This is a genomic window from Arthrobacter crystallopoietes (genome assembly GCF_017603825.1).
GTDB classification, from domain to species: Bacteria; Actinomycetota; Actinomycetes; order Actinomycetales; family Micrococcaceae; genus Crystallibacter; species Crystallibacter crystallopoietes_B.
The window spans coordinates 3,044,809-3,068,274 of sequence record NZ_CP072014.1 but is presented as its reverse complement, the minus strand read 5'-3'; the positions used below and the strand labels follow the sequence as shown (position 1 = coordinate 3,068,274).

Here is a 23,466-nt window from a genome sequence, read left to right as displayed (position 1 = left end):
CCGATCAGATGCGGCAGGCGTGGATGGTGCTGACCAGGATGGCGCGTGCGCCCAGGTCATACAGCTCATCCATGATCCGGTTGGTCTGTGTGCGGCTGACCATCGAGCGCACCGCGACCCACTCGGAGTCGCGCAGCGGGGAGACGGTGGGCGATTCCAGGCCCGGTGTCAGGGCAGCAGCCTGCTCCACCAGTTCCTTGCGGATGTCATAGTCCATCATCACGAACTCGCGGGCGACAATGACGCCGCGGAGCCTGCGGATCAGGACCTCCAGGCCCGTGGGCACCTCGCCCCTGCGGCCGATGAGAACGGCCTCGGAGCGGAGGATGGGTTCGCCGAAGATCTCCATCCCGGCGGCCTTGAGCGTGCTCCCGGTTTCCACAACATCCGCGATCGCGTCGGCGACCCCCAGGCGCACCGAGGACTCCACGGCGCCGTCCAGCCGGACTACCTTGGCATCCACGCCACGCTCGGTCAGGTAGCTTTGCAGCAGTCCGTCGTAGCTGGTGGCCAGGCGCCTGCCGTGCAGCTGCTGGACGTCGGAGAACTCACCAACCGGGCCGGCGAACCGGAACGTTGAGGCGGCGAAGCCAAGGCTCAGGAGCTCTTCGGCTTCCACCTGTGCATCGAGGAAAAGGTCGCGGCCGGTGATCCCGACGTCCAGCGTGCCCTTGCCCACGTAGACGGCAATATCGCGCGGGCGGAGGAAGAAGAATTCGACGTCGTTGTCCGGATCCATCATGACCAGCTCACGGCTGTCACGACGCTGCCGGTATCCGGCCTCGGTGAGCATCGCGGACGCGGCTTCGGACAGGGAACCTTTGTTGGGGACGGCTACGCGTAGCATGAAGATGACTTTCTGCAGAGGATCGGTTGGCCGTACGACGGCCGGTTTTGGGGAAACTGCCCCGGGCAGGCTTGGCGGAACACCTCTGGCGGCGTCCCGCTACAGATGCTTGTATACGTCTGCCAGGGTCAGGCCTTTGGCGATCATCAGGACCTGCAGGTGGTAGAGCAACTGGGAAATTTCTTCCGCCGCCGCTTCATCCGACTCGTACTCCGCAGCCATCCATACTTCGGCCGCCTCTTCCACAACCTTCTTCCCGATGCCATGGATACCAGAGTCCAGTTCGGCTACGGTACCCGAGCCCTCCGGGCGCGTCTGCGCTTTCTCGCTCAGCTCGGCAAAAAGGGATTCGAAGGATTTCACGCTCCCAAGATTACGCCAGCACATGGCCCGGGCCGCAAACCGGCCCGGGCTATGTGACGAATCCCCTTGTCCGAGGCCTTTAGACTCCGAGCTGGCGCAAGGTGGCAGCCGTCGCCAATGCGGCCGTAACAGCCTCGTGGCCCTTGTCCTCGTTTGAGCCCTCAAGCCCGGCGCGGTCAAGACCCTGCTGCTCCGTATCGCACGTCAGGACCCCGAATCCTACGGGTGTCCCGGTATTGACACTGACGTCGGTCAGCCCCTCGGTGGCTGCCTGGCAGACGTACTCGAAGTGCGGTGTTCCACCACGAATAACGACGCCGAGGGCCACCACCGCGTCATAGTGCGGTGCCAGCCGCGCCGCTGCCACCGGCAACTCGAAGCTGCCGGGAACTCTAACCAGCGCGGGCTCGGCGATGCCGGCTTCCTTGGCTGCCCGCAGGGCGCCGTCGATCAGGCCGTCCATGATCTGCGTATGCCAGCTGGCTGCGACGATGGCCAGCTTCAGTTCGCCCGCATTGCCGTTCAGTTCGGCGACGTCGATAACCGGTGCTCCGTGTCCGCTCATTTTTTACTCTCTGCTTTCTGTGAATGTTCGTACCCAGCCGGGGTTGGCGGCGGGTTCATCTTCAGTACTGGGAAGGTGCCGCTGTTATCAGCTTTGGTGGACCGGGTGGTCTTCAAGCAAGGCCAGCCGATGATCCATTCGGTCCCGTTTGGTCTGCAGATAGCGCAGGTTCTGCTCGCGGGATGGCACCTCGGAGGAGATCATTTCCACGACGCTGATCCCATAGCCGGAGAGCGTACTGCTCTTGGCCGGGTTATTGCTCAGGAGCCGGATGGTGTCCAGCCCCATGGTGTGCAGGATCGACGCCGCGGCTGAATAGTCGCGCGCATCCACCGGCAGACCCAGCTGTTCATTGGCCTCAACTGTGTCCGCGCCGTCCTCCTGCAAGGCGTATGCACGGATCTTGTTTGCCAGTCCGATACCGCGCCCCTCTTGGCCGCGCAGGTACAACACGGTGCCGCCCTGTTCGGCGATCAAAGCCAGAGCCTGGTCCAGCTGCTCACCGCAGTCGCAGCGGAAGGAAGCAAAGACATCCCCTGTCAGGCACTCCGAATGGAGCCGAACCAGCGGAGCCGTGTCGGGGCGCACCGGCGAAGTGATGCTCAGATGCTCCACCCCCGTGGCACTGTCCGTCCATGCTCGTGCCGTGAAATAGCCAAAAGCCGTGGGCAACTGCACGGCCGGACCGCCGGTCACGTGCGCCGGGGAGGCCGGCGGAACCGACACCGCGGCCGGCGATGGGTCGTTTCTGGTGGTCACTGGTGCGCCTCCTGTCCGGCGGATTCACGTGTCTGGAGCGACTGCGTACTCTGTGGGCCTGTTCCTTCGGCCGCGATGAACCGGACAAGGTCCTCGATGGATACCAGCGGGCAACCGTGCTCATTGGCAAAGTCGCGCAGCGCGGGCAGCCGCATCATTTCCCCGTCATCGTGCACGAGCTCTGCGATCACGCCTACGGGCGACCGGCCACCGAGCCGGCAGAGATCGACGGCAGCTTCGGTGTGCCCGCGGCGCGCCAGGACGCCACCGTCGACAGCCCGGAGCGGGAAGATATGGCCCGGCCTGTTCAACTGGCTGGCAGTACTCAGCTCGGACGCCAGCACCTGCGCCGTTCGTGCACGGTCGGTGGAGCTGATGCCGGTGGTAACTCCGGTGGCCGCATCGCAGGAAACCGTGTAGGCGGTGCCCTTTGCGTCCTGGTTGACTTCAACCATCGGCGGAAGGCCAAGCTCATCAGCGCGGCTGCCCGTCATCGGGACACAGATCACTCCCGAGGTGTATCGGACCGTCCAGCCCATCAGTGCAGGTGTGGAGGCGTCCGCCGCGAATATGATGTCGCCTTCGTTCTCCCGGTCTTCGTCGTCGACCACCACAACCGGCCGACCGGCAGCGATGGCGCTGATGGCTTGCTCAACGGCGTCGAGCCGGATCCGGGGTTCCACTGCCGCGCTCATGAATGTGCTCCTGCTACGTGGCGGGCTGCTGCCTTGTCCGCTTGGGAGAAGGCCAGCAACCGCTCGGCGTACTTGGCGAGCACATCTACCTCGAGGTTGACCTTGTCGCCAGCGGCCTTGGCACCCAGATTCGTTTCGGCCAGGGTGGTGGGAATCAGCCCCACCTCAAAATAGGCGTCCTCGGCGTCGACCGGGCTGACCGTCGTTACGGTCAGGGACACACCGTCAATCGCGATGGAACCCTTTTCGGCAATGTAGCGGGCGAGCTGGAGGGGGACGCTGAAACGCAACCGCTCCCAGTCGCCCATATTTTCGCGTTCGAGCAGTGCGCCGACACCGTCCACGTGTCCCTGGACCACATGTCCATCCATACGCCCTCCGGCAGGAACGCACCGCTCGAGATTCACGCTGGCGCCGGCTTTGAGCTCACCAGTGGTGGTCCGGGTCAGCGTCTCCCCCATAACGTCGACGCTGACAACGCCCGGCTTGGATTCCACGGCGGTCAGGCAAACGCCATTGACGGCCAGGGACCCGCCGAGTTCAAGGTCCGCGATCGCTTCCCCTGCCTTGATGGTCAGGACAGCACTGTCCTTCGCCGGGTTCAGGACCAGCGATTCCACGCTGCCCTGCTCCGTGATGATTCCGGTAAACATTAGAGGCCTTTCCTGCCGCTTGGGATGCCGAGCGGCATCGGTTCCAGATGAAGGCGCAGATCTGCGCCAAGATTTGAGGTGCGGCCGCCGCCGCTGTTGTCCCAACGCCACTGAGAGGCCTCAGCTAACGTCCGGATGCCTAAGTCGCCCGTGGACCGGGTCCCATCGCCCAGGAGCATGGGCGCCAGATAGAGAACCAGTTCGTCGACGAGGTCCGCCTGAAGGAAGGCTCCCGCCACCGCTGCACCGCCTTCGACCATGGCGTGCGCGACTCCCCGCCCCGCCAGGTCGCCCAGCACTTCGGCCGGATCATGCGTTCGCAGCTGCAGGAACAGACCGTCGTCCCCACGGATGGCGGAGTCTTCGGGAACGTCGCGCAGACCCATCACCACTCGCAGCGGCTGGGACTCCGTTACCGCGCCCGATTCGTCCCTGGCAGTCAGCCTCGGGTTGTCTGCCAGAACTGTTCCGGTGCCGGCGATGATCGCGTCCACGCGGCTGCGGATGCCGTGGCTGTCCTGCCGCGACTCCGCGGAGGTGATCCATTGGCTTGTGCCGTCCTGCGCTGCAATCAGCCCATCGAGCGTCTGGGCAATGTGCATGGTGGTGAACGGACGGTTTTCCGATTTGGCCCGGAACCACCTGTGGTTCAGCTCAAGCGCCCGCTCCTCAAGCAGACCCCTGCGCACGGCGATGCCGGCGTTGCGGAGGACATCTCCCCCTCCCGTGGCCTCCGGCGTGGGGTCCGCAGCTGCATAGATGACGTTGCCGATGCCTGCGTCGACGATAGCTGCGGCGCACGGTCCCGTGCGGCCCTGGTGATTGCAGGGTTCAAGGGTCACCACCATGGTGCAGTCGGAAAGGTCCTGCTGCTGGGATATCCGGTGGCGCAGATTGGCCAGCGCGTCGATTTCCGCATGCGGCGAGCCGGCACCGCTGTGGTAGCCGATGCTGAGCACTTCACCGGTGGCGTCCAGAACTGCCGCGCCAACCAAAGGATTGGCGCCGCGGTAGCCAAGCTTGGCGGTGTCCAGTGCAAGATCCATCGCCCGGTGTTCCGCAGGCGAGAATCCCTGGTTGCTCATGACCGGCCCCCTGCGCCGACGCGGGCAACCGGCAGAAGGGTTTCAACGTCGGGCTTGGACCGATTCTTGGCCTGCCACCAGACAAAGAACCCGATCAGCGTGAACACGCCGTAGAAGAGGTACATGAAGGCTGACGCGTAGTAGCCGGCACTGAACAGCAGCGGGACTCCCACGATGTCGACCGCCACCCAGATCAGCCAGAACTCCACCCAGCCGCGCGCCATGCCATAGGTGGCAAGCAGCGATCCCGTAAACGTCCAGGCGTCCGCCCAGACAGGTTCGTACGAACCGAGTGCGGCGAAGACCGGAGTCAGAGCGACGGTGCCTAGGATCAGGCCTGCCACCAGGCCGATCCGGGCTTTGCCGGATGCCCATTGGGGGGTTACCGCATGGCCAGCGCCGTCCTGCTTGCTCTGGCGCCAGCGCTGCCAACCGTAGACCGCCACTGCGATAAACATGATTTGGCGGCCGGCCTGGCCGAGCAGATTCGCAGTATTGGCTGAGCCGAAAAGCGACCCGAGAAACACCGTAAGCAGCAGGGCGTTGCCGATGATACCGACGGGCCACGCCCATACCTTGCGGCGCATGCCGCCAAGGGCGCTGAGGAGGCCGAAGATGTTCCCTACGACTTCGCGCAGCAGCAGTGAACTGCCGGCGACGGGAATCTGAGCTTCAAAGAGCCACCGCAGAAAATCCATGTCGTTCCTTTCCGAAAGCCGCGGCGGCTCCGGGGTAACGACAGTGCGGTAGGTTCAGGCAGTGGACGTGGTTCCGCACGGAACCTACGCACCGCTGGCTGTTCTGCCAACTGTACGTGCTTCTCCCATCCAGACTTTAACTGTCGGTACCGGAATTTCACCGGCTCAACCGTTGCCCTGAATTCCTTGCGGAATCCGTGGCGACGGGTCGCGGACTATAACCGCCGGTTCGGACTTACACCGACCCCGGAGCACGTTGTTTGTGGTTGTTATTCTGCCACAACCTGCATCGCAGGCCTCATATTCCTGTCATGTCGTGTAATACATGACACATCAAGCTGCTTCGGCGGATTTGCGCAAGGCGGAGATCGCGGCATCCGGATCGTCGGCACCGTATACGGCCGACCCTGCGACGAAGACGTTAGCTCCCGCTTCCGCTGCCCGCTGGATGGTTTCTTCGGTCACGCCGCCGTCCACCTGAATCGCCACGGGCAGATCCGAACCGGCTATTGCCGAAGCTGCCCGACGGATCTTGGGAAGTGTTACATCAAGGAAGGCTTGCCCACCGAATCCGGGTTCAACGGTCATGATCAGCAGCATGTCCATTTCGGGGAGCAGATCGAGGTAGGGCTCGACGGCGGTGCCGGGCTTCAGTGCCATGCCTGCCTTGGCCCCGCGTTTGCGCAGCTCACGGGCCAGGCGGACGGGGGCGGATGCGGCCTCGACATGGAAGGTCACTGAATCAAGGCCTGCATCCGCATAGGCCGGCGCCCAGCGGTCCGGGTCCGCAATCATCAGGTGCGCATCCAACGGAAGCCGGCTGATCTCCTGGATCCGCTCCACCACGGGCAGCCCGATGGTCAGGTTCGGCACGAAGTGATTGTCCATGACGTCAACATGCACGGCGTCGGCGGAACCAATCCTCCCCAGCTCGGCCTCCAGATTGACGAAATCGGCGGACAAGATACTTGGGTGTATGCAGCACTGAGCCATCTGGATCCTTACTTTGCGTTTCCGGCTGAATTGTCTGAGATCTTCTTGCGCAGCAAGCCCAGGAACATTGCGTCTGTTCCGTGGATATGCGGCCAGAGCTGGGCCGTTGATCCTTCCGTCTGTGCATGGCCCGCCTGGAGATTTCCCGACAGGCTGACTGCATCCAGCGCCGCCGCCGAATCCAGCAGCTCAATGTCAGGATGGCGGCGCAGCGCGTCGGTGACCACGGCGGTGGTTTCCGCTGGGTGCGGCGAACAGGTGACGTACGCTACCAACCCGCCAGGCTTCACCGCAGCCAGGGCTGAATCCAGCAGTTCGCGTTGCAAGGGCGCCAGTTGGGCAACGTCGGACGGTTTGCGCCGCCAGCGCGACTCGGGCCGGCGCCGCAGAGCACCCAGGCCGGTGCAGGGAGCGTCTACGAGGATCCGGTCGAACTCTTCGGGCTGCAACTGGCCAAGGTCACGGCCGTCCCCGGTACGGACTTCCCAGACCTCACGGTCGACGGGCCGAAGAGACTGCCGCACCAGCTCGGCCCGGTGTTCGGCCGGTTCGTTGGCCAGCAGGGTCGCTGACTTCTTGGCGGCCAGGGCAGCCAGCAGTGCGGCCTTGCCCCCCGGTCCGGCACAAAGATCCAGCCAGCGCTCGGGACCCGAGGTCAGGGTCTGCGCTTCGGCCAGGGCGCGGGCGACCAGCTGTGAGCCGGCATCCTGAACTCTCGTTGTTCCCGTCCGGACGGATTCCAGACGTCCTACGTCGCCTCCGGAGAACAGCGCCGAATCCTGTACCAGGGAGCCCGGTTCCGCGCCTGCCTGAATCGCTTCGTCCAGGGTGCCGAGCCCGGGCAGGGCCACGAGGTTCACCACCGGTGCGGCATTGTCCGCAGCCAGCAGATCCTCGATTTCCCCGACGCTGCGGCCGTGCCCGACGAGGGACTGTCGCATCGCCCTAACAATCCATTCCGGATGGCTGTGCACCAAAGCTGCAGCGGCTACGGCGTCCTGCTGGCCGGCAGTCAGTTCCTCGGTCCAGCCGGCGAGTTCCTTGGCGGAAACTTTCCGCAGTACGGCATTGACCAGTGCGCCCGGGCCAGCTCCGATGACAGCGCGCGCCAGTCCGACCGTCTGGTCCAGGGCTGCGTGCGCGGGCACCCGCATCGCCAGCAGCTGATGGACCCCGAGGCGGAGCGCATCGAGCACGGCCGGATCGAGTTCGGCCAGCGGGCGGTCAACGCAACGGGCCAGAATCGCATCGTAGGTGCCCAGGCCACGCAGTGCTCCGTACGTCAGCTCGGTGGCGAAGCCCGCGTCACGTTTGTCGAGCCGGTGCTGCCGGATCTTTACCGGCAGCACGAGGTTGGCATAGGCGTCGTCGGCGTCAACAGCACGCAGCACTTCGAACGCTACCAGCCGCGCCGGATCCGCCTTGCGTGTTCGCTGCGCCGGTGCGGACTGGGAGAAGGAACGCTCTCCCCCGCGGTTGCGTTCGCGTCCGGCGGCATTGCGGCGTCGTTCGGGGCCCTGCCCCCTTCGGTTACCCTGCGGTCTATCCTGTCCGCTCACTCGAAGTGCACATCCTCACGTTGTCCGAGACCGCGCGCCCAGTCGGCCGCCGCCATCATTTTCTTTCCCGCAGGCTGAACCTGTTGCAACTGCACGGCGCAGGATCCGGTACCTACTAGGGCAGAGGCCGAGCCTCCCCCAGCCAGTTCCACCTGGCCGGGCCGCAGGTCCCGCCGGTCTTGCCGCAGTACAACCGGACCTAACTTGAACCGTTGCCCCTGCAGCATCGTCCAGGCACCGGGTTCCGGTGTCACGCCGTTGATCCTGCGGCGCAGGGCCAGAGCCGGCTGGTCCCAGTCGATACGGCCGTCTTCAAGGCCTAGTTTGGGAGCCAGGGTCACATCCCCTGACTGAGGCACGGCTACTGCCTTGTCCGCCGAAATGGCCGAGAGCGTTTGTGCAAGCAGGACCGCCCCGCTGTTCGAAAGACGGGCCAGCAGCTCGCCGCTGGTGTCCTCCGGCCGGATGGTTTCCGTCAAGGTCCCGTACACGGGACCGGTATCCAGGCCTTTTTCGAGCAGGAAGGTCGATGCGCCGGTTACGTCGTCGCCGTGGATGACGGCATGTTGGACAGGAGCTGCACCACGCCAGGCCGGCAATAAGGAAAAGTGCAGGTTGATCCAGCCGTGCCGCAGCATCTGCAAAGCCGGCTCCGGAACCAAGCCTCCGTAGGCGACGATAGCCGCCACGTCCGCATCGGTCTTGGCGATCGCGGCCATCGCCTCATCATCAATCCGGTTAGTCCGGATGACGGGCAGGCCCATTTCATGGGCACGGGCGGCTACCGGTGAGGGCGTGAGTGTCTTCTTACGGCCAACCGGCGCATCTTCGCGCGTCAGTACCGCGGCTATCTCGAATCCTGATTCAACGAGTTTTTCCAAAGAGGGAACGGCCACCTGCGGCGTTCCCGCAAAGAGTACGCGGAAAGGTCTGGGAGTCGCCGTCATGCGGAGGGCTGTCCGAACGTTCCCCGCGCAAATCCCGAGCCAACGCTGGAGGAGCGCTTGACCTCTGTTTCCTTGGCCACGGAGTTGTAGGAGGCATCGCGGATGGAGCGGAGAGCATTTTTGCGATTATCACCGGAGAGGTGGTCTATGTACAGGACACCGTCCAGATGGTCCGCTTCATGCTGGAAGCAGCGTGCGAGCATGCCTTCGCCTTCCAAGGAAACAGGCTTGCCGTTGACATCCACGCCGGTGACACGGGACCAGCGTCGCCGCCGCACCGGGTATCCCAGGCCGGGAATCGAGAGGCAGCCTTCCACCTGGTCTTCCTGAAAATCATCGCTGTTCTCCAAGACCGGGTTGATGACGTGCCCGCGCTGCCCGTCGATCAGATAAGTGAAGACCCGCAGGCTTACTCCCACTTGCGGTGCTGCAAGGCCTGCGCCCTCCACACTTTCCATCGTCTCGTCCATGTCGGCCACCAGCTTGGCCAGCTCCGGGCCGAAGTCGCGAACCGGCTCTGCCTTGGTGCGCAGCACCGGGTCTCCGATAATCCGAATACTCAGGACGGTCATGCCTTCATCTTCCTTACTGTCGCTCAGCCGGTGTCCGTTCCAGTCTAAGTGGCCTTATCCGGCCACAGTCCGCAGCACAGCGGCGGGCGGACCGATAGGCAGCAGCGCACGGCCGGCGTCGGTCACCTGCAGCTGCAGGTCCCAGACCCGGCGCAAGGCGCAGAACTTGTACCAGTGGTACTTGAGCACTTCCGGGTTGGCCCGCATGGGCCGTACTTCGGTCTCACCAATAGCCACGCCCAGCAGCAGTGGGGAGTCACCGTGCGCCCACGGTTCCCACGTCCCCGACTGGGCGTCCACCAGGCTTTCCTGCGCTTTCATTCCCGCCACCAACTGCATAACAACTTTTTCGTCCATGGGCTTGACCTGGCCGTTGCGGTCCGTGCCTTTGGTCTTGAAATCGATCAGGCACAGCCGGCCCCCGATGCGGGCTACGAGATCGAGGGTGCCGGCGTACCCGACCTCGGCGTTCCACACGGTGATTTCGGGTGCTACCGGTTCTACCTGGTAGAGCTCCCACCACTCGTCAAAACGCGCGGCGAAGGCCTCTTCCCCGTTCGCCCTCAGTTCCTCGCGGGCCTCAGCCATACGGTGCGGACGGCCGAGGGCGCGCAGCGAGACTTGTTCGCAGTAGCTATGTACCCGGTCGCCGCGGAGCGCTGCGGCATCCCGGAAGCGTTCCGCCGCCGTCGAGGCCTCCTTCGCCAGTGCCCGGAGTTTCGCTGGATTGCCCGCCGCCTCTGTCAGCCGGTGGTCCTGCGCCATGGCGGTGGCCGCCATGTGGGAAAACCAGCCGCCCAGATCCACGGGTGCCTGTGAGATGACAGTGGTTATGGACGGCACACTGGGCAGATCAGTGGTTGAGCGTGAATACATCCGCCCGAAGTCGGTTTTGTGGGCCAGTGCCGGATCAGTCATACCAAGAATCATGTCAGAGACGGCTGACGGTTTCCTGCCGGAACGAAAACGGCCCCTTACCTGTGGAAAGGCAAGGGGCCGGCTTCTGACGGTGGGCGATACTGGGTTCGAACCAGTGACCTCTTCGGTGTGAACGAAGCGCGCTACCACTGCGCCAATCGCCCGTCTGGGACGCCCTCCGGGCTAACCGGACGTGCATCGTTTATGAATGTTAGCCGACGTTCGCCCCGACGCAAAAACGGCGCATTTTGTCGTACCGACGCGCCAGGTCCTCGGCCTCCCCGTCAGGATTCGTATGACCTCAACCGGTGTGTGCGCACGCCGACTCGACGCCGCAAATGCGCCGTAAAACCGGCTCTCGAACCCTCGATTGGACGAAGCGGAAAACGTCCTATAGAGTCTTTACTCGTTGGAAATCGAGAAAACGTTCCGGTCAAACCGGAGGTAAACTTGATGAAATCCACATGCGGACGTAGCTCAGCTGGCTAGAGCACCACCTTGCCAAGGTGGATGTCGCGGGTTCGAATCCCGTCGTCCGCTCGCAAGTCACTGTAAGTGCCAGTTCTACTGGCCGGTCCTGAATCTGCAGGCCACGGTGGGGTGGCCGAGAGGCGAGGCAGCGGCCTGCAAAGCCGTATACGCGGGTTCGAATCCCGTCCCCACCTCGGTTACGGTACTTCAGAGTTCTTGCAGTTGTTTTGCTTAGCAATGCAACAAACCCTTTATGGGCGATTGGCGCAGCGGTAGCGCGCTTCCCTGACACGGAAGAGGTCACTGGTTCGATCCCAGTATCGCCCACGGAAATGGTCCGGTTTACCGGCATCATTCCACGCGGACGTAGCTCAGCTGGCTAGAGCACCACCTTGCCAAGGTGGATGTCGCGGGTTCGAATCCCGTCGTCCGCTCCAATCCGATCATTGCGCTTGCGGCGCCGATGCTGAAGGATCCAGGGCGATTGGCGCAGCGGTAGCGCGCTTCCCTGACACGGAAGAGGTCACTGGTTCGATCCCAGTATCGCCCACAAAGAACCGCTCCCCTCGGAGCCGTTTTTACATTTAACCCGTCATGACCTCAAGCCAGGAATTCCGGGCTATTGCCCCTGCCTGGCAGCCGGGCTTCTCTCCGCCCCTTCCCTTCCGGACCACTTCTAACCTAATTTTGGCTGACGCAGCTTTGCGCCAGTCTGACAAGACTGTGCCAGAGGCATAACACGTCTCCTTGCGACGGCCTGTACCGAGGCCTACCCGCCTATTGACGCGCCCTGCCTCGAGCCTACGATAGAAGTAGGCGGGAGCATGCGGCTCCCAGGAGCGAAGGGAGGTGTCTGTGTCTGTATTCGACGAGCTCAAGGGTAAGGCCGGACAGCTTAGGGACAAGGCCGCTCATCTGGTCGGCGAGAATTCCGACAAGCTCAAGGACGGCGTCGGCAAGGCTGGAGATTTCATCGACAGCAAGACCGGCGGCAAGTACTCCGGGCAGGTAGATGGTCTGCAGGCCAAAGCCGCGAACCTCATCGACAGGGCAGATGGTGGAAATACCCCCGGTGCCGCAACCGATGAGAGCAGCCCTTCGGCATAACTTCTCTTAGAGCACGCCAAAAAGGCGCTGGTCCTACCGGGAGGTAGCACCAGCGCCTTTGTGCTGTGTGGGCCGGAGCGTCGGGAGAGCTCAGGACTCCTCGCCAGTCAACCCTTCACGTGCCAGGGCTGTCAGTCTGGAAACAGCCCGGTGGTACTTCTTCATGTAGCCGCCGGACATCATCTCAGGGGTGAAAAGCTCATCGAACGGGCGGCCGCTGGCAATAATGGGCACGTCCTTGTCATAAAGCCGGTCCGCCAGCACAACGAAGCGCAGGGCTACAGATTGCTCGGTGATCGTCGCGACGTTATGCCACGCCACCGCATCGATACCGTCGATGAACTGCCGGTAGCGGCTCGGATGCACGCCTTCGAGATGACTGACCAGATCCGAGAATTCATCGGCCGCGACCACCTGGCCATCGAAATCGCTGTAGACCCGCCGTTTGAGTTCAAGATCAGTTAAAGGATCCGGAGCAGCCGGCAGTCCTCGATGACGGTAGTCTTCGCCGTCGATACGGAGTACGTTGAACTGGTCTGCCAGGACCTGGATTTCGCGCTGGAAATCGACGGCGGCAAAGCGTCCCTCGCCGAGAGAACCGGGCAACGTGTTGGAGGTAGCTGCAAGCTTCACACCGGCGTCAGCCAGCTCGCGCATCAACCGGGACATCAGCACGGTGTCCCCCGGGTCGTCGAGTTCGAATTCATCGATACAAACCAAGCGGTAGCTGCTTAGCGCATCCAGCGTTTTGCGGAAGGACAGCGCCCCCACCAGATTTGTATATTCGACGAAAGTGCCGAAGGCCTTTGGACCCTCAACCGCGTGCCAGAGGGAAGCCAGCAGGTGGGTTTTTCCCACACCGAAGCCGCCGTCGAGGTAGATACCTGCTTTGCCGGCCTGCTTCTTGGCGGCAAAAAGTTTCTTCAGTCCCTTGGGTTCCCGGTGGTCCACCTCGGCGGCGAAATCCCGCAACGCTTTGACGGCGGCGGACTGCGAGGGCTGGGACGGGTCGGGACGGTAACTGTCGAAGGAGACTTCGCCGAAGCGCGGCGAAGGATGGAATCCCTCCAACAAATCGTCGACCGACACCTTGGGGGTCCGGCGCGAAAGCTGTTCAATCTGGGGCACGTTTACCGACCGTAGCCTTCCTGAAAATCTGCGTGGCGGTGAATTGCCGCCAGAAAAACGATACGCTACCGACGACGCCGCGGCAGATTCGTGACCGAGACCACTGCCGGAAAAACAGGTGGATGCAGCCCTGCCGCAACGGACTCCGCGCATTGTGGCGGATGATGACCGGCGCGCAGATCGTTTCCTCGCGCTTATGGTTAGGCTGGGCAGAGACCACCCCTGACGCATGGAAAGGTTTTGCTATGCCTGTTGCCGCAGAACAGAACGAGAAATTCGCCGCCTACGCCCACCCGGAACGGCTCGTTTCCACCGATTGGCTGGCGGCCAACCTGGACGCGGATTCCCTGGTTGTCGTCGAGTCGGACGAGGACATCCTCCTCTACGAGACCGGCCATATTCCGGGTGCAGTAAAAATCGACTGGCATACGGATTTGAATGACGCGCTGACCCGCGACTACATCGACGGCGAAACGTTCGCTGCGCTGCTCGGCTCCAAGGGCATTACCCGCGATACCACCGTGGTGATTTACGGAGACAAGAGCAACTGGTGGGCTGCCTACGCACTCTGGGTGTTCACGCTCTTCGGCCACGAGGATGTGCGCCTGCTGGACGGCGGGCGCGACAAGTGGATTGCCGAGGGGCGGGAGCTCACTACCGAGACGCCGAAGCCTGCAAAGGTGGAATATCCCGTCGTCGAACGCCGCGATGAGGTCATCCGCGCATTCCTGCCCGATGTCTTCGAGCACTTCGGCAAGCCCTTGATTGATGTCCGCTCGGCCGAAGAATACTCCGGCGAACGCACCACAATGCCCGCTTATCCCGAAGAGGGAACGCTGCGCGGTGGCCATATTCCCAGCGCGGCCTCCGTGCCCTGGGCCCGTGCCGCCGCGGCTGACGGAACGTTCCGGGACCGCGAAGAGCTGGAAGCTATCTACAAGGGCGAGGCCGGATTGAATGACGGCGATGAAGTAATTGCCTACTGCCGCATCGGTGAACGTTCAAGCCACACCTGGTTTGTCCTGAAACACCTGCTCGGCTTCGAGAATGTCCGCAACTATGACGGTTCCTGGACCGAGTGGGGCAACGCGGTCCGCGTGCCGATTGTCAAGGGAGCCGAACCCGGCGAAGTACCCGCCACCCGGCGTTGAGAGCAGCGCGCACGAGTAGAATAGGTGACTGTGAGCGCACAAAACATCCCCGCACCGCTGGCAGAAATCATCGATGACTTTCAATCGATGGAGGAGCCTGAGCGGTTGCAGTTGCTGCTGGAATTCTCCCGATCACTTCCGGACCTACCGGAGCACCTTGCCGGCCAGCCGGACCTGCTGGAACAGGTTGTCGAGTGCCAGTCCCCGCTGTTCCTGACCTTGGAGATCGGCGACGGCCCGGGCGAACCGGTGGAGATCTACTTCTCGGCACCTCCGGAAGCCCCGACCACACGTGGTTTTGCCGGCGTTCTGCATGAAGGGCTCAACGGCCTGCCGGCTGCGGAGATTCTTGCCGTACCGGACGACGTGCCGGAACAGCTCGGTTTGACCCGTGCCATTACGCCGCTGCGGTTGCGTGGCATGTCTGCCATGCTCGCCCGGATCAAGCGCCAGATTACGGACGCCCGCGCAGCCGTCTGACCGCGCCGAAATCCGCCGTTGGCAAAGCGCACCGCGTCGACCGGAACCCCCGCCACACTGCTGCTGCAGCAGGCGGGGGTTCCGCACACCCTGCACAAGTACGTCCATGATCCGGCTGCGACCGACTTCGGGCTTGAGGCAGCACGCGAGCTCGGTCTTCCCCCGGAAAGGATTTTCAAGACCCTCATGGTGATGGCAGACGCCAACCTTGCTGTGGCCGTGGTGCCAGTCTCCGGAAACCTCAATCTTAAATTCTTCGCAGCCGCCTTGGGAGCGAAGAAGTCCGTGCTGGCAGATCCGCTGGCTGCCCAGCGCCGCACCGGCTACGTGCTCGGCGGCATCTCCCCGCTGGGCCAGCGGCAGTCCAGCCCGACAGTCCTTGATTCCAGCGCGGTGGACTATCCCACGATCCTGGTTTCCGGCGGCCGCCGCGGACTGGACATCGAATTAGCCGCACAGGACCTGATCCGCCTGACCGGCGCGCGGCTGGCAGCCATTGGTACGGGCTGATCAGTCCGGCTGTACGCCGTTCATACCCGGCCCTTTGACCCCGGGAACAGGGGCGCTGAGCACGTGGGTCAGCCAACTGGTGACCACCCGCTCCCAGCGCTCGGGGTCGACGTTCCATTCCTTCGTGTGGCTGGCACCGGAGAACGGCTCGAAAGTCACCAACCGCGGATTCTTGTCCGCGAGTTCGGCGGACGGCCCGTAGGGCACGAATTCGTCGTCCTGGCTATGCAGGATCAGCGTCGGCACGCAGAGCTGATCGTACCGGGCTACCCAGTTCATCTTCTTTAGATCGAGCGGAGCCGCGAGCCCGGTCAGCAACCTGCCCGCTCGGTTCGAAATGAGCCATTGCGAAAAACGGCCCACGGCCTCGGGGATCCGGTTCAGCCTGGCCTGGTATGCCAGCACGTCGATCCAGTTGATCACCGGACCGTCCAGTACCAGTGCCTTGATCCGGTTGCGGTGCACGGACTGGTCCGCCGCCTGCAAGCTTATGGCGCCGCCCATGGACCAGCCGAACAGCACAATCTCCTCGGCCCCGTGTTCCAGGGCATAGGTCATCGCGGCTTCGACGTCCTGCCACTCCGTCAACCCGAGGCCATAGCGCCCGTCCGGCGCGGCGGGGGCTTCGCCGTCGTTCCGATAGGAAATGAGCAGCGAGGTCATCCCCAGTCCGCGGGCGGTGCGGGCGGCACGAAGCCCTTCCTGCCGGGTGGCGCCCCGGCCGTGCACCATGATGGCCCAGGTCCCGGCGTTCCCTTCTCCCCTGATCAGCCACGCTGGCGCCTGGCCGCCCTCGACCGCGATGCGGACTTCCTCGTTGGCCAGTCCCGCGGCCGCGGGGTCAGGGTAGACCGCGCCTCCCCACCAACCGCGGCGGGCCGCGGCCAGATCGCCGCTGTAAACGCGCTCCACGGTACGCTGGACTGTTCCGTCTTTCGGCGAGTAGGAAGTGATGGCGCCGATCCGCGCCTGGCCGCGTCCGCCGTCGAAATAAATGCTGTAGAGGCCGGGCGCCGTGGTGTCCGGTGTGGCCGGCAGAATGACCTCTTGGTGCTGGCTGCTGCCGACCACGGCGTAGATCGCAAGGTTCTGGTCATGCTCGCGCACCGGAGTGAGTACCTGGCGGGCGAAATACGAGGCGAGCCCGGAGGTGGCTCCGGCCAGCAGCGAGCCAAGCCCTGCGCCGACGATCGCGCCGACGCCCATCCAGCGCATCCACGGCAACTGCCGCCGAATTTCCTCGGCCGGTGGCGCGGCGGCGGAGATTATAGTTTTCCGACGGTCGAACAAAGCCATGGCACCATTCTTACTCACCCTGCCGCGGACGGCGTAACGCCCTGCCGTGCAGGCGCCGAAGGCAGTCGGAAGGCGGCTGTGGGTGCGGAGAAGCCCCTCAGAAGGCCTGTTATTGTTTGCCGCGCGCCCGCTGGTTACGCTGGGGCCATGAGCGAAACGATTGTAGTACTCACCGAAGAGCCGCTCAATGATGCGGATCTTCGGAATCTGGAATTGCTGGCAACCGAGGGTACTGAATTCAGCGTGCTGATTCCCGAGGACACCAAACGGAATCTGGTGCTGGATTTTCTGGACAATCTGAGTCTGCTCGACGTCGCCCAGGCCTTCCGCGAACTGCTGCATGGCCAGCCCTCGCCCGACGAGGCCAAAACCGAAGCCGAGGAAGCCAAACGCCTCTCCGTCCAGGCGCTGCAGGGCAGGGGGTTGCGGGGAACGGTGGAAATCGTCGACGACGACGGCGTTTCGGCGCTCGTGGAATACGTCGAGCGCCATCCGGCTGACCGCGCTGTGGTGATCACCACCCCGCATGCCGTTGCCGATACGTTCCATACCGACTGGGCCAACCGCGCCCAGGACAAACTCGGGATACCCGTGCTCCATCTGTATTCCGGTTCGGGATACATTGGGGACTCGTGAGCGTTGAAAAGGATATGAGTGAAGTGAACAGCAGGCCAGAAACGTTTCCCGTCGCTAAGTCCGAGGACGAATGGCGCCGCGAACTGACGCCCGAGGAATATCAGGTGCTGCGGCAGGCCGGCACGGAACGCCCCTATACCGGCGAGTACTGGGACACGCACACCGCCGGCGTCTACCGCTGCCGCGCCTGCGGGGACGAGCTATTTACCAGCCAGGAGAAATTCGATTCCCACTGCGGCTGGCCCTCCTTCTGGGCTCCGCTGGCTGAGGGCAAGGTCCGCTATCTGCGGGACTCGGCGCTGGGGATGGAAAGAATCGAAGTGCGCTGCGCGAACTGCAACTCCCATCTGGGCCATGTTTTTGAGGGTGAGGGTTACAGCACGCCGACCGACCAGCGCTACTGCATCAACTCCGTCTCCCTGAAGCTGGAGCCCAAGCAGGACGAGGCTCCCTAGTTCCTCAAGCTCCTCCCATTCGAAGCCCGGCCAGCATGAGCCGGGCTTCGTCATTCCTGCCGCCGCCCATCGACGAGCACAACAGTTTCTAATCTGTCGGGGGATTCGGCATTAGTGACACTGTTTGGTTGTTACGCTCTTGGAAACAGCAAGAAGTCCACCTCCAACGGTTCCGTTACGGAACCGCTGCCGGAAGGAAGGCATCCATGAGCATCACCACCAGCGCCACCGACACCATGCAGTCACCCGACATGCGGCCCGAACTGCACCCGGCCTGGCTGCGGCTAAAGGCAGCTGCCAGCGGGCTCCGTCCGCTGCAGGTCCATGACGGTTCCATCCCGGATACCGCGCACCATGCCGAGGCAGCCGAGCACACCGGGACCATCGTGTCGGCCATCACTGACTTGGCGCCGATGTTCAACCACGACGGCGAATATCTGCGCCTGCTGCAGCAGGACTTCCGCCGCTGGTGCGCAGCCGGCTTCGGCGTCCCGGACTTCCTGGATTCGCTGCTGGCGTTCCAGCCGCAGCAGCAGCGCAGCAACGGGCTGGTCCATCTGGTGGTCTTCCCCATGTACACCCAGAACGGCAGCTCCGACCGGCTGGTGGAGGCGGTACTCCTCGAGGTCCTCTGGCCGGACTTCATCGCGGACCTCGAGGCGGGCGACTACTCCAACAAGCTCTTCGTGCCCATCCGCTTCCTGGATTTCACGGCCGGCTACGACACCAATTCGGCCGTCCTGTTTCCGGAAACGGTGGCAGTGCGGGAGACCCCGGCATTCACGTGGGGCGCCATCTTCGCGGACCGTGAGGCAGCCCGCTTCCGCAAGGTCGTCGGCGCCGCTGCGGATATCACGTCGCTCCAGCTCCCCGAGGAAGCTGCCGATCTGCTTGCGGACCAGCGGCTGGCCGAAGAAACTTTTGTGATGTGGGATCTGATCCACGACCGGACGCACATGCGCGGGGATCTGCCGTTCGATCCATTCATGATCAAACAGCGCATGCCGTACTTCCTGTATTCGCTGGAGGAACTGCGCTGCGATCTGACCGCCTTCCGGGAGTCGGTGCGGTTGCAGAATGACCGGCACGCGTCGGAGGACATCCGCCGCCACGCCCGCCTGGTCCAGTACGCCGTCATCTTCGACCGTATCTTCCGCTTCGCGATCACCGGCAACCGGGTCCGCAACTACGATGGCCTCGGCGGCCAGCTGCTCTTCGCCTGGCTGCACCAGCACCACGTGCTGCACTGGACCGACGGCAAGCTGAGCATCGACTGGGACAACGTGGCGGACGTCGTCGTCGCGCTGGGACAGCAGATCGAGGAGCTTTATTGGCGTTCGATCGACCGCCCCAAGACGGCGCACTGGCTGGCCGCTTACGACATGCTCACCAAGACGCTGACGCCGCACCCGGCTTCAGTCTGGGCCAAGGGTCCGGACGCCCTGCCGCTGTCCGGGCTGCCCCGCGAACTGACGGACCAGGTCCTGGACGATGAATTCCCGCTGTCCATGTTCTACGAGGCGCTGAACCGTAAGATGAAATCCGTGATCGAATCGACCTCCGGCATTACGGGCGCCGCGGCATGAGCGAACTCCCCAGCACAGGTTCCGGCATGCCGTCCGGGCTGCGCATCCTGGTGGCTGGCGCGTCCGGCGCCTCGGGGCAGGCCGTTTCCGCAGCCCTGCGGGCATCCGGCGCGCAGGTGATCGCCGTCGGCAGCAATCCCGAACATCTGCAAAGCGCCTATGCGAACGACGACGGCGTACTCACCTTTGCCTGTGACCTCGCCGACGCGGGGGCCGTCCGGGACTTGGCAGCCCGGGTTGCCGCCGAGGTCGGCAGCCTCGACGGCTTGGTCCATTTGGTGGGCGGCTGGCGCGGCGGCAAGGGTATTGCCGGCCAGACCGATGAGGACTGGGATTTCCTGCACCGGAACCTGGTCACCACCCTGCGCAACACCACGCGCGCGTTCTATGACGACCTGATTGCGTCGTCCCACGGCAGGGCGGTCATCGTCTCCGCCACCGCAGTGGGCTCCCCCACCGCCGGCGGCGCCAACTACGCCGCAGCCAAGGCCGCCGCCGAAAGCTGGATGTTTTCCGTGGCCGACGGGTTCCGCCGCGACCGGGCAGCCGGCCCCGGTGCGAAGGAGACAGCCGAAGCTGAGCATTCGGCCGCCGTCGTGCTTGTCATTAAAGCGCTGGTGGATGACCGGATGCGCGCTGCGAACCCGGAAAAGCCGTTCACCGGTTTCACCGACGTTGCGGACCTGGCCACGGCAGTGAAGAATTTGTTCGGCAGGCCGGCGGCCGAAATCAACGGCCGGCGGATCCCGCTAGTCTAAACACCGCCGACTGCAACTTCCTCCCACTGGAAAAGGAATATATCTACTGTGAATGACTCCTCGCTGCTGTCCGCTTCCCTGCACGACCAGTCCGTGCGCGGCTTCGCGTCGGATAACTACTCGGGAGTCCACCCGGAAGTGCTCACCGCGCTCTCGCACGCCAACGGCGGACATCAGGTTGCGTATGGCGATGACGGCTACACGGCCAGGCTGCAGGAAGTGATGGCCTCCCACTTCGGCGAGCAGGCCCAGGTCTTTCCGGTTTTCAACGGCACCGGCGCCAATGTCCTCAGCTTGCAGTCACTGCTGCCGCGCTGGGGCGCCGTGGTCTGCGCCTCGACCGCGCACATCAACGTGGACGAAAACGGCGCGCCGGAACGCGTGGGCGGCATTAAGCTGCTCCCCGTGCCTACTGACGACGGAAAGCTCACACCGGAACTGATCGACAGGGAGGCCTGGGGCTGGGGCGACGAGCACCGGGCGCAGCCGCTGGCCGTATCGATCACCCAAAGCACTGAACTGGGCACGCTGTATTCCGTTGACGAAATCCGGGCCATCGCCGAGCATGCCCACGGCCACGGCATGAAGGTGCACATGGACGGGGCGCGGTTGGCGAATGCCGCCGCCGCACTGGGAACGGATCTGCGCACCTTTACCACCGACGCCGGCGTCGACATCCTCTCCTTCGGCGGCACCAAGAACGGGCTGCTCTTCGGTGAATGCGTGGTGGTCCTGAACCCCGAGGCATCCCACGGCATGACGTATCTGCGGAAGATGAACATGCAGCTCGCCTCCAAGATGCGCTTCATCTCCGCCCAGTTCCTGGCCCTGCTCGACGGCGACCTGTGGCTGCGCTCTGCAGCGCATGCCAACGCCATGGCTGCGCGGCTCCGTTCCGCAGTGGAGGGCATTGACGGTGTGACGCCTACCCAGCCGACCCAGGCCAACGCCGTTTTCGCTGCCCTGCCCCCTGGAGCGGCAGACCGGCTGCGGCAGCAATTCCGGTTCTACGACTGGGACGAGTCCCGCGGCGAGGTCCGTTGGATGTGTTCTTTCGATACCACGGAGGAAGATATCGATGCTTTCGCCGCGGCTATCCGGAACGAGCTGGGCGGATAACGATCCGGCACCAACGGCGCGCCTAGCGTTCCGGGCAGCACGCACAGTTTTAATCTGGGAGGGTGAGTGCGATTGGCGATCTCTCCGCGGCACCCGCGGACTTCCTGACTGCCCTGGCCGCGTTGCGCCGGGCCAACTGCCGCAATGAACTCAAGCTGGCGGAGCTGCCTGCTCCTTCGCGACTGGCTCCGTACGCCGTTGCATTGGGCGCCGAGGTCATCCAGCCGTCGGCAGCAGGCCCACGTCCCGCGCATGGTCCGGTCATCGCCGCCCTCCGGGAGACCGAAGACGTGGAACTTGCAACCGGGCGTTTCATCCTGCTGCATGATCCGGACGGCTCCGCTGTTTGGGACGGGACCTTCCGCATCGTGACGTACATCCGCGCGGAGCTCGACGCCGATATGGGCAACGATGCCTTGCTCGGTTCCGTGGCGTGGACCTGGCTGGTGGACGCCTTGCACGATCACGGCGCCCGGTACCGGAATGCCGGCGGCACGGCCACCAGGATCCTTTCCGAAAGCTTCGGTTCGCTTTCGGATAACCAGGACGCGATCGACATTGAACTCAGGGCCTCGTGGACTCCGGACTCCGCGGACCTCCAGTCCCATCTGGAAGCATGGTCCGACATGGTGTGCACGTTCGCCGGTTTGCCGCCCCTACCCGAGGGTGTCACGTCCCTTCCTAACCGGCGCCGGAACTGACCTGCCCTTAGACTGGTATAACCATGACGTTTTTGACTTCGGATTCGTCTGCCGCGGCTTCCCGCCGTGCAGACAGCACAGCAACCGCCTCAGACGAACCGGAGCAGGACGCTCCCGAGCTGATCGAGCTGACGGCTCCCCGCGAAGGGGTGCCGCTAGTTATTTCCACTCCCTCGGGGCTGCAGCGTGCCGCCGCGGCTCTCGCGGCAGGTTCCGGTCCGGTGGCGGTCGACGCCGAACGCGCATCGGGCTTCCGATACGGCCAGCGTGCCTTCCTGGTGCAGCTGCGCCGCGAAGGTGCCGGCACCTGGCTGATCGATCCGGAACCCTTCGATGATCTCGACGTCATCAACGACGCGCTGCGCGGGGTGGAATGGATCCTGCACGCTGCCACTCAGGATCTGCCGTGCCTGGCGGCCCTGGGCATGTGGCCGGACAAGCTCTTCGACACCGAGCTCGCTGCCCGGCTGGCCGGCCTGCCACGCGTCGGGCTTGCCGCCGTGATGGAGAACCTGCTGGGATTCACGCTGGCCAAAGAACATTCAGCAGCGGACTGGTCCACCAGGCCGTTGCCGGAGCCGTGGCTGCGTTACGCCGCCCTGGATGTTGAAGTGCTCGTTGAGCTCCGCGAAGCGCTCGTCACGGTCCTGGAAGCGTCGGGGAAACTGCCCTATGCCGAAGAGGAATTCGCGGCATTGCTGGCAGCTCCTCCCGCTGCGCCGAGGACGGACCCCTGGCGGCGCACGTCCGGGCTGCACCAGATCCGCGACCGCCGCCAGCTGGCCGCAGTGCGTGAACTTTGGACGGAACGCGAGCAGCTGGCCGAAAAACGCGACGTTGCGCCCGGCCGGCTGATTCCGGATTCGGCGATGGTCGCCGCAGCCAAGGCAATGCCGACAACGGTACCGCAACTGCTGGCGGTCAACGGCTTCCACGGCCGCGCCGCCCAGCGCGAGGCTCCCCGCTGGCTGCGCTGCATCGATGCCGCACGACGCCTCGAGAAACTACCGGAACTGCACATGCCGACCAACGCTCCCCCGCCTCCCCGTGTGTGGGCGGACAAGGATCCGGCCGCCGCAGCGCGGCTTCAGACGGCAAAGCCCCGGCTGGCCGCCTTGGCGGAGGAATTGCAGATGCCGGTGGAAAACCTGCTGACGCCGGACTATCTACGCCGGATCGCCTGGCGCCCGCCGACACCGGTTAACGCCGGTTCCATTGCCGAAGCCCTTCGGGAACTGGGCGCACGAAACTGGCAACGCGAGCTGGCCGTGCCGGTGATAACCGAGGCTTTCCTGCACCCCGAACCTTTGGCCGAACGCAAGCCGAAGGCCGACGAAGCGGACCCGAAGACGAGCTCCCGGAAAGGCTGAGAGCACGGCACCGCACCTCTCGAGAACCGAGGACATTTCGCGGC

The 23,466-nt window shown here is 64.0% G+C and carries 26 protein-coding genes, 6 tRNA genes and 1 riboswitch; of the genes, 16 read left to right on the top strand and 16 right to left on the bottom strand.

The features are described from left to right. Positions 1-4 precede the first annotated feature (4 nt). The 14 genes from hisG to J5251_RS14000 form a co-directional block, all read right to left on the bottom strand. Positions 5-847 carry an ATP phosphoribosyltransferase gene (hisG, locus tag J5251_RS14065; RefSeq protein ID WP_139003676.1) on the bottom strand — a complete coding sequence of 281 codons (843 nt, stop codon included), beginning with the start codon at positions 845-847 and terminating at the stop codon, positions 5-7. A gap of 99 nt (positions 848-946) precedes the next feature. Continuing rightward, positions 947-1,210, bottom strand: coding sequence for a phosphoribosyl-ATP diphosphatase (locus J5251_RS14060; protein ID WP_074702518.1), 264 nt, complete (start codon positions 1,208-1,210; stop codon positions 947-949). A gap of 79 nt (positions 1,211-1,289) precedes the next feature. Next, on the bottom strand, positions 1,290-1,775 hold the full coding sequence (gene ribH / locus J5251_RS14055) for a 6,7-dimethyl-8-ribityllumazine synthase (RefSeq protein ID WP_139003677.1): 486 nt from the start codon (positions 1,773-1,775) through the stop codon (positions 1,290-1,292). An 87-nt stretch (positions 1,776-1,862) separates the two neighbouring features. Further along, a complete protein-coding gene (ribA, locus tag J5251_RS14050) occupies positions 1,863-2,534 on the bottom strand; it encodes a GTP cyclohydrolase II (RefSeq protein ID WP_432264402.1) in 672 nt (223 codons plus the stop codon). Next, positions 2,531-3,229 carry a 3,4-dihydroxy-2-butanone-4-phosphate synthase gene (gene ribB, locus J5251_RS14045; protein ID WP_208574274.1) on the bottom strand — a complete coding sequence of 233 codons (699 nt, stop codon included), beginning with the start codon at positions 3,227-3,229 and terminating at the stop codon, positions 2,531-2,533. The genes ribA and ribB overlap by 4 nt, the downstream gene beginning before the upstream one ends. Further along, positions 3,226-3,882, bottom strand: coding sequence for a riboflavin synthase (locus J5251_RS14040; RefSeq protein WP_208574273.1), 657 nt, complete (start codon positions 3,880-3,882; stop codon positions 3,226-3,228). Before J5251_RS14040 ends, ribB begins: the two co-directional genes overlap by 4 nt. Beyond that, positions 3,882-4,967: a bifunctional diaminohydroxyphosphoribosylaminopyrimidine deaminase/5-amino-6-(5-phosphoribosylamino)uracil reductase RibD gene (gene ribD / locus J5251_RS14035; protein ID WP_208574272.1), complete on the bottom strand. Its 1,086-nt coding sequence runs from the start codon at positions 4,965-4,967 to the stop codon at positions 3,882-3,884. The genes J5251_RS14040 and ribD overlap by 1 nt, the downstream gene beginning before the upstream one ends. Beyond that, positions 4,964-5,665 carry a nicotinamide riboside transporter PnuC gene (gene pnuC / locus J5251_RS14030; protein WP_139003681.1) on the bottom strand — a complete coding sequence of 234 codons (702 nt, stop codon included), beginning with the start codon at positions 5,663-5,665 and terminating at the stop codon, positions 4,964-4,966. The genes ribD and pnuC overlap by 4 nt, the downstream gene beginning before the upstream one ends. A 113-nt stretch (positions 5,666-5,778) precedes the next feature. After that, positions 5,779-5,923: riboswitch (FMN riboswitch) on the bottom strand. A 75-nt stretch (positions 5,924-5,998) separates the two neighbouring features. Next, complete coding sequence (gene rpe, locus J5251_RS14025) at positions 5,999-6,658, bottom strand: ribulose-phosphate 3-epimerase (protein WP_139003682.1); 660 nt, start codon at positions 6,656-6,658, stop codon at positions 5,999-6,001. An 8-nt stretch (positions 6,659-6,666) separates the two neighbouring features. Next, positions 6,667-8,217: an RsmB/NOP family class I SAM-dependent RNA methyltransferase gene (locus tag J5251_RS14020; protein WP_139003683.1), complete on the bottom strand. Its 1,551-nt coding sequence runs from the start codon at positions 8,215-8,217 to the stop codon at positions 6,667-6,669. Next, positions 8,214-9,164 carry a methionyl-tRNA formyltransferase gene (gene fmt / locus J5251_RS14015; protein ID WP_139003684.1) on the bottom strand — a complete coding sequence of 317 codons (951 nt, stop codon included), beginning with the start codon at positions 9,162-9,164 and terminating at the stop codon, positions 8,214-8,216. Before fmt ends, J5251_RS14020 begins: the two co-directional genes overlap by 4 nt. Further along, positions 9,161-9,736 carry a peptide deformylase gene (gene def / locus J5251_RS14010; RefSeq protein ID WP_139003685.1) on the bottom strand — a complete coding sequence of 192 codons (576 nt, stop codon included), beginning with the start codon at positions 9,734-9,736 and terminating at the stop codon, positions 9,161-9,163. Before def ends, fmt begins: the two co-directional genes overlap by 4 nt. Positions 9,737-9,790: 54 nt before the next feature. After that, a complete protein-coding gene (locus J5251_RS14005) occupies positions 9,791-10,654 on the bottom strand; it encodes a PD-(D/E)XK nuclease family protein (protein ID WP_139003686.1) in 864 nt (287 codons plus the stop codon). A gap of 92 nt (positions 10,655-10,746) precedes the next feature. Next, a tRNA-Val gene (locus J5251_RS14000) sits at positions 10,747-10,818 on the bottom strand. 302 nt (positions 10,819-11,120) lie between these two features. On the opposite strand from J5251_RS14000, the gene J5251_RS13995 reads away from it, so the two are divergent. The 6 genes from J5251_RS13995 to J5251_RS13970 all read left to right on the top strand — a co-directional run bounded on the left by J5251_RS13995 (position 11,121) and on the right by J5251_RS13970 (position 12,232). Continuing rightward, positions 11,121-11,194, top strand: a tRNA-Gly gene (locus tag J5251_RS13995). A gap of 54 nt (positions 11,195-11,248) precedes the next feature. After that, positions 11,249-11,319: transfer RNA gene (locus J5251_RS13990), tRNA-Cys, on the top strand. A 61-nt stretch (positions 11,320-11,380) separates the two neighbouring features. Beyond that, positions 11,381-11,452: transfer RNA gene (locus J5251_RS13985), tRNA-Val, on the top strand. 33 nt (positions 11,453-11,485) lie between these two features. Then, positions 11,486-11,562, top strand: a tRNA-Gly gene (locus J5251_RS13980). A gap of 41 nt (positions 11,563-11,603) precedes the next feature. Beyond that, a tRNA-Val gene (locus J5251_RS13975) sits at positions 11,604-11,675 on the top strand. 299 nt (positions 11,676-11,974) lie between these two features. After that, a complete protein-coding gene (locus tag J5251_RS13970) occupies positions 11,975-12,232 on the top strand; it encodes an antitoxin (protein ID WP_240792894.1) in 258 nt (85 codons plus the stop codon). A gap of 90 nt (positions 12,233-12,322) precedes the next feature. Here J5251_RS13970 and zapE read toward each other — a convergent pair whose 3' ends face one another. After that, positions 12,323-13,360, bottom strand: coding sequence for a cell division protein ZapE (zapE, locus tag J5251_RS13965; RefSeq protein ID WP_208574271.1), 1,038 nt, complete (start codon positions 13,358-13,360; stop codon positions 12,323-12,325). 245 nt (positions 13,361-13,605) lie between these two features. On the opposite strand from zapE, the gene J5251_RS13960 reads away from it, so the two are divergent. Genes J5251_RS13960 through ybaK form a run of 3 tightly spaced genes read left to right on the top strand, consistent with a single transcriptional unit; the run spans position 13,606 to position 15,501 of the window. Further along, positions 13,606-14,511: a sulfurtransferase gene (locus J5251_RS13960; protein ID WP_208574270.1), complete on the top strand. Its 906-nt coding sequence runs from the start codon at positions 13,606-13,608 to the stop codon at positions 14,509-14,511. 30 nt (positions 14,512-14,541) lie between these two features. Next, positions 14,542-14,991, top strand: coding sequence for a SufE family protein (locus tag J5251_RS13955; RefSeq protein ID WP_171059244.1), 450 nt, complete (start codon positions 14,542-14,544; stop codon positions 14,989-14,991). Between the two features lie 18 nt (positions 14,992-15,009). Then, positions 15,010-15,501, top strand: coding sequence for a Cys-tRNA(Pro) deacylase (gene ybaK / locus J5251_RS13950; protein ID WP_208574269.1), 492 nt, complete (start codon positions 15,010-15,012; stop codon positions 15,499-15,501). Here ybaK and J5251_RS13945 read toward each other — a convergent pair whose 3' ends face one another. Beyond that, entirely contained in the window at positions 15,502-16,797 is a 1,296-nt protein-coding gene (locus J5251_RS13945; protein ID WP_208574268.1) for an alpha/beta hydrolase family protein, read from the bottom strand. Positions 16,798-16,944: 147 nt separating this feature from the next. Between J5251_RS13945 and J5251_RS13940 the strand changes: the two genes are divergently transcribed. From J5251_RS13940 to J5251_RS13910, 7 genes are all read left to right on the top strand, one after another. After that, on the top strand, positions 16,945-17,433 hold the full coding sequence (locus J5251_RS13940; protein ID WP_139003690.1) for a hypothetical protein: 489 nt from the start codon (positions 16,945-16,947) through the stop codon (positions 17,431-17,433). A 14-nt stretch (positions 17,434-17,447) separates the two neighbouring features. Then, entirely contained in the window at positions 17,448-17,888 is a 441-nt protein-coding gene (msrB, locus tag J5251_RS13935) for a peptide-methionine (R)-S-oxide reductase MsrB (protein WP_208574267.1), read from the top strand. Positions 17,889-18,124: 236 nt separating this feature from the next. Then, a complete protein-coding gene (locus J5251_RS13930; protein WP_208576177.1) occupies positions 18,125-19,474 on the top strand; it encodes a DUF6421 family protein in 1,350 nt (449 codons plus the stop codon). Further along, the gene (locus J5251_RS13925; protein WP_139003692.1) at positions 19,471-20,232 is read left to right on the top strand and encodes an SDR family NAD(P)-dependent oxidoreductase; all 762 of its coding nucleotides are present in this window, start codon (positions 19,471-19,473) and stop codon (positions 20,230-20,232) included. Before J5251_RS13930 ends, J5251_RS13925 begins: the two co-directional genes overlap by 4 nt. Before the next feature lie 48 nt (positions 20,233-20,280). Further along, positions 20,281-21,351: a threonine aldolase family protein gene (locus J5251_RS13920; RefSeq protein WP_139003693.1), complete on the top strand. Its 1,071-nt coding sequence runs from the start codon at positions 20,281-20,283 to the stop codon at positions 21,349-21,351. Positions 21,352-21,413: 62 nt separating this feature from the next. Then, positions 21,414-22,052, top strand: coding sequence for a DUF3000 domain-containing protein (locus J5251_RS13915; RefSeq protein WP_431188529.1), 639 nt, complete (start codon positions 21,414-21,416; stop codon positions 22,050-22,052). A 23-nt stretch (positions 22,053-22,075) separates the two neighbouring features. Continuing rightward, a complete protein-coding gene (locus tag J5251_RS13910) occupies positions 22,076-23,422 on the top strand; it encodes an HRDC domain-containing protein (protein WP_139003694.1) in 1,347 nt (448 codons plus the stop codon). The last annotated feature ends 44 nt before the right edge of the window (positions 23,423-23,466 follow it).